Source organism: bacterium, from assembly GCA_035371905.1.
Classification (GTDB): domain Bacteria; phylum Ratteibacteria; class UBA8468; order B48-G9; family JAFGKM01; genus JAMWDI01.
The window spans coordinates 1-4096 of sequence record DAORXQ010000125.1; the positions used below are offsets into that span (position 1 = coordinate 1).

At 32.8% G+C, this 4096-nt stretch carries 6 protein-coding genes; 5 read left to right on the forward strand and 1 reads right to left on the reverse strand.

What is annotated here, in order from left to right:
• Positions 1-812, forward strand: an 812-nt coding sequence (locus tag PKV21_09310) for a bifunctional 5,10-methylenetetrahydrofolate dehydrogenase/5,10-methenyltetrahydrofolate cyclohydrolase (GenBank protein HOM27682.1), incomplete at its 5' end; no start/stop codon positions are given.
• A 37-nt stretch (positions 813-849) separates the two neighbouring features.
• On the opposite strand, the gene PKV21_09315 is transcribed toward PKV21_09310, so the two are convergent.
• The gene (locus PKV21_09315; protein HOM27683.1) at positions 850-1638 is read right to left on the reverse strand and encodes a hypothetical protein; all 789 of its coding nucleotides are present in this window, start codon (positions 1636-1638) and stop codon (positions 850-852) included.
• A gap of 205 nt (positions 1639-1843) precedes the next feature.
• Between PKV21_09315 and PKV21_09320 the strand changes: the two genes are divergently transcribed.
• From PKV21_09320 to PKV21_09335, 4 genes are all read left to right on the forward strand, one after another.
• A complete protein-coding gene (locus tag PKV21_09320; GenBank protein ID HOM27684.1) occupies positions 1844-2137 on the forward strand; it encodes a hypothetical protein in 294 nt (97 codons plus the stop codon).
• Between the two features lie 41 nt (positions 2138-2178).
• On the forward strand, positions 2179-2307 hold the full coding sequence (locus tag PKV21_09325; protein HOM27685.1) for a hypothetical protein: 129 nt from the start codon (positions 2179-2181) through the stop codon (positions 2305-2307).
• A complete protein-coding gene (locus tag PKV21_09330; protein ID HOM27686.1) occupies positions 2308-3189 on the forward strand; it encodes a methylenetetrahydrofolate reductase in 882 nt (293 codons plus the stop codon).
• A 142-nt stretch (positions 3190-3331) separates the two neighbouring features.
• Positions 3332-4096 (forward strand): Glu/Leu/Phe/Val dehydrogenase (locus PKV21_09335; protein HOM27687.1); only part of this gene is annotated, 765 nt, incomplete at its 3' end.

Below are 4096 nucleotides of genomic sequence, written 5' to 3' on the forward strand. Positions count from 1 at the left end.
ATGAGGTAAAAAAAGAAATTGAACAGTTAAAATCAAAAGGGATTATTCCTAAACTTGTTGCTGTTTCTGTAGGTGAAAATCCTGCAAGCATTGTATATATGAATCAGCAGAAAAAAAACTGTGAAAAAATAGGAATTAATTATGAGATAATGAGTTTATCTGATAGTATTGATGAGAAAGGGATTATTGAAAATATTGAAAAATTAAATGAAAATCCAGATGTAACAGGAATAATTTTACAACTTCCTCTTCCCAAAGGAGTTGATACAAGAAAGGTTCAATCAAAAATAGCACCTAATAAAGATGTTGAAGGTGTTAATCCTGTTAATATGGGATGGATTGTATATGGAAGACCGGTTGTTGGACCATGTACAGCACTTGCGGTTAAAGAAATAATTGAGTATCTTGGTATAAATCTGTATGGAAAGGAAGTTGTTATGGTTGGTCATTCAGATATAGTAGGAAAACCTGTTGGTTTGCTTTTGGTTGATAAGTTTGCTACAATTACAATCTGTCATATAGGAACTTCTGATGCAGGGAGACTTCAAGACCATGTAAAAAGAGCAGAGATATTAATTGTTGCTGTTGGAAAGGCAAATTTAATACCAGGGGACTGGATAAAAGAAGGAGCAATTGTAATAGATGTCGGAATAAATAGGGTAGGGGATAAAATAGTAGGAGATGTTGAATTTGAAAAAGCAAAAGAAAAAGCGAGTTGGATTACACCTGTTCCAGGAGGAGTTGGACCTATCACAACTGCAATCTTATTAAGGAATACTGTTTTACTGGTAAAATTACAGAAGGGAGTATAAAAATCGTGTTATGACGAAAATAAAAACATACAGGAATTTAACCTCTGACCTTTTGTAAAATCTTCAATAGTTCTTTATCTCCCTCTACATCGCCCAGACAAGTAGCGATTATACCATTAACAATTCCCTCTATTTTTTTAACAAATTCAACTGCATTTTCCATCGTAGTAGTTGCAGGCCAATTTATTCTTTCAAGTATCTTTTTATTTTTAGGTGTTTCTACAACAAAGTAAGGATAAATAGGTTTTCCTAACTTTTTACACTCAAGAGACAATTCTTTTAACTTTGGGAGAGATGCTTCATCTAATCTTAAAAAAAAGCAGAAATCCCATTGATCTCTAATACGAGCAATTGCATCTTCAGTTGGTCTACGGCTTGTCACAAGACATCCTAATTGTAAATTTTTTACTTTTATAGTTTCTCTCAAGAAACTCCTTATTTCTTCCGCAGGGCCTGTAGAACGCCTAAATTGTTCAAACTCTTGAGGGTCCCTAATAATCTCACAGTTGCCATCTTTTCTTGTTCTAATTGCAAATCCATATCTTGGCGCATCTCCTGGATCAGGAATCATTCCATCAATACCAACAGATTCACATGCCTTTGCCACTGCACCAATTTCAACTGGTCCTTTGTAATTTGTAATTAGCATTGGAAACACTATTTTTTGCGGGAATTTTGTTTTGATAATGCAAGCAACTGCTGTTGCTGATGGTGCAGGTATTCCACTGGCACTATCAGTAATGTTGTATCCATCTATTAAGTCATTAATTTCATCTACTAATTCAAGAAAGTTTGACTTCGGAATAAATTCGTATAATATTTTCATAAATTTCTCCTCCTTTCTAATTGTTATTTTTCTTTTTTTAATTTATCAAATCATTTTATCTTTGTCAAATTTTTTCTCTGGTTTTAATATGATAATTATAAGTGCAGAAATATCAATGAGTTACAAAGATTAATCACTATGTCGGAATTTTTTAGCCCTTTTTTCTTTTTCAAAATAATTTATTAGTGGAAGTAAAAATTCAATTGTGAGAAAACTTTCAAGGTATATAAGAGAACTTTCAAATTCCTCATCAGTTTTAGTTTTTCCTGTGGTATTGGTGTTCAGTGTGTTTCAAAAGTTATTGATGTACCAGTTTATCCTGCTTCAAACACAATTTATCTTGGTGGATTTCAGGGACTATGGCCTGGTGGGGAAAGATGTGCTGAATGTGGGACCTGTTATCTTGGAATTACAGGAGGAATATGCCCTATTACATTTTGTACAAAACAACTTATTAATGGTCCATGTGGAGGAACAAATAAAGGAAAATGTGAAATAGACCCAGAAAAAGATTGCGGATGGGTTTTAATATATGAAAGATTGAAAAAAATAGGAAAACTTGAAATTTTAAAAGAATACCAAGAACCAAGAAATTATAAGTTACTTGAACCTGATTCTAAATTGAGGAAAAAGGTATTTTATGATTTAGATAAAAACGAGGAGTTTTAAATGGAAATTTCTAACTTACAGAAAAAATTGAATGAAGGGAAATTTGTTATTACTTCTGAAATAGGGCCTGGGAAAGGAACAAATCTTGAGTTTTTAAAAGAGGCAGAAGTTATAAAGAATATGGTTGATGCAATAAATGTGACTGATTTACAAAGTTCTGTTATGCGACTTGGTTCACTTAGTGTTTGCCACTTACTTGTAGAAATGGGGATAGAGCCAATTTTCCAGATAACATGTAGAGATAGGAATCGACTTGCATTACAATCAGACCTTTTAAATGCTTATGTTCTTGGTATTAGGAATGTTTTAGTTTTAACAGGAGACCATCCAATACTTGGGGACCATCCTGAAGCAAAGTCAGTTTTTGACCTTGATTCTGTTTCATTATTAAAAGTCGCTTCAACATTGATGGAAGGAAAAGATATGAAAGGGAATGAACTTGATGGTAAAGTAGAATTTTTTATTGGAGCAGTTGTAAGTCCTGGATATGAACCAATTGACCTACAGATAATAAAGATGGAGAAAAAAATTGAAAATGGAGCAAAATTCTTCCAGACACAGGCAGTATATGATTTAAAAAAGTTTGAAGAATTTATGAAAAGAGTTGAAAAATATAAGGTTCCTATTTTAGGTGGAATTGTTCTTCTTAAATCTGCTGGTATGGCAAAATATATGAATGAGAATGTAGCAGGAGTTACAGTTCCTGATAAATACATAGAAATGATGGCAAAGGCAAAGAAGGAAGAAAGAGTAAAAGTAAGTTTACAGATTGGAGCAGAATTGATTAAAGGTATGAAAGACATGTGTCAAGGGATTCATATAATGCCACTTGGATGGGATAAATATGTTCCTGATTTACTTTCTTTATCAGGTATAATTTGAAAAATAAAATTTTTTTGACATATAATTTTAATTATCGTATAATTTATAAATAGACACAAAGTTAGTGTAAAGGACAAAGAGGTCCTTTTTCCCAAAGTGGGGGAAAGGACCTCTTTTTTTTATAAACAAAAAGGAGGGAAAAATGGGAAATTTTAACCTTTTTGAAATGGCTCAAAAACAACTTGATATGGTAAGCAAAATTTTAAAACTTGATGAAGCAACTCATAATTTTTTAAGAGAACCAATGAGAGAAATTCATATTACAATACCGGTTAAGATGGATAATGGCCAAACAAGGATCTTTAAAGGTTTCAGAGTTCAGTATAATAATGCAAGAGGGCCTTTTAAAGGAGGGATTAGATTTCATCCAGAAGAAACAATAGATACAGTTAGAGCACTTGCTGCATGGATGACATGGAAGACTTCTTTACTTGACCTTCCTTACGGAGGAGGTAAAGGCGGGGTTATATGTAATCCTAAAGAATTATCAGATTCAGAAAAAGAAAGATTGGCAAGAGGTTATATAAGGGAACTTGCTGAATTCATTGGTCCTGAAAAAGATATTCCTGCTCCTGATGTTTATACTGATCCTCAAATTATGGCATGGATGATGGATGAGTTTTCAAAAATTAAAGGTTATAATTCTTTTGGAGTTATAACAGGAAAGCCTTTAGCCCTTGGAGGTTCGCTTGGAAGAAATGATGCTACAGCAAGAGGTGGAATATATTGTGTAAGAGAAGCAGCAAAATATTTAAAAATAAATTTAAAAAATTCAAAAGTTGCAATACAGGGTTTTGGTAATGCAGGTTCTTATGCTGCTATTTTATCACAGGAAATTCTTGGTGCTAAAATTATCGCTGTTTCTGATTCAAAAGGCGGAATTTATTCTGAAAAAGGGCTGGATCCT